Here is a 1,101-nt window from a genome sequence, read left to right as displayed (position 1 = left end):
TGCCGGATGACGCCTCCACCGGGCTGACGCCGCAGAGGGCGGCGAAGGAGCCCTCGCCGCCCATCCGGTCCGGGTTGTCGCCAGCTGCTATCAGCAAGGCAGCCGCGGTGTCGGGGCCGACGCCGTAGCAGTCCAGGAGCTTCGGCGCGTAGGAGGTGATCGCCGAGGTGATCCGTGCGGTGAGGTCGTTGATCTCCTCGGTGAGATGGCGGATCCGCTCGGCCAGCCGCCGCAGGGTGTGGCGTGCGGCCATGGCCGGGGTGGTCCCGGTAGCGGCCTCCAGCTCGGAGCATCGACGGATGAGTTTGGGATTGCTGAGGCCTGCCAGCGATTCACGCAGTGCGGGGTCAGCGGAGACCAGAACAGCTTTGAGCTGGTTGATCGCCTGCGAGCGTGACTTGACTGCGGAGCTCTTGGCCATTTTGAACAGCCGAACCGCCTCCACCGGACCGTCGGCGGTCTTTGCGGTGGCGGTGGCGCGGCCCGAGAGCACTGCCTGGGCGGCCGCCCCTGCGTCGATTGCGTCGGTCTTCCCTCGGCGGCGCCGCAGGGCCTTGTCCGGCTGATTGACCTCGGTCACCGCGACGCCTTCGTTGTGAAGGTAGCGGGTCAGGGCGGCACCGTACGAGCCGGTGCACTCGACTCCAGCCCGCTGCAGGATCCCGAAGGCCCTTGCCCAGGATAGGAGTTGTCGGTATCCGTCCCGCGTGGTCGGGAAGCTTCGGGTATCCAGCGTGGCTCCGGTGGAAGTGATCACCGCAGCGACGTGAACATCCTTGTGGGTGTCCACCCCCAACACGATCTCCTCTGGGCGGCCGGTCATTTCGTGCAGCTGAGGGGCTTGCCGGGTCATGCTGGGCACGGTCGTCTGTCTCCTGAACACCGGGGGCACTGAGGGGCCGGCGCCGGGCCGGTGAGGCGGTCAGGACTGTGACGGTGCGCGTCGCGAAGGCCCCTATCGGGACACGCCCACCCGTCCGGCGGCGGCACGCCCCGCCCCGGGCAGTGGTCGGCAGATCAAGCTCAAGGCATCAACGCCAGTCGTATCTCGGGCCAGACCACCGCCCGGGGCGGCACCCGACCATCCTCACAGTCGTATCT

At 68.6% G+C, this 1,101-nt stretch carries 1 protein-coding gene; it reads right to left on the bottom strand.

Annotation, left to right across the window (positions count from 1 at the left end):
- On the bottom strand, window positions 1-853 hold an 853-nt coding region (locus tag ACZ58X_RS40230; RefSeq protein ID WP_470338521.1), incomplete at its 3' end, for an IS110 family RNA-guided transposase.
- Between the last annotated feature and the right edge of the window lie 248 nt (window positions 854-1,101).

It is taken from the genome of Kitasatospora sp. NPDC040550, from assembly GCF_055594965.1.
Note: the sequence above shows the minus strand (reverse complement) of the source record. Positions and strands in the feature narration are given on the sequence as shown.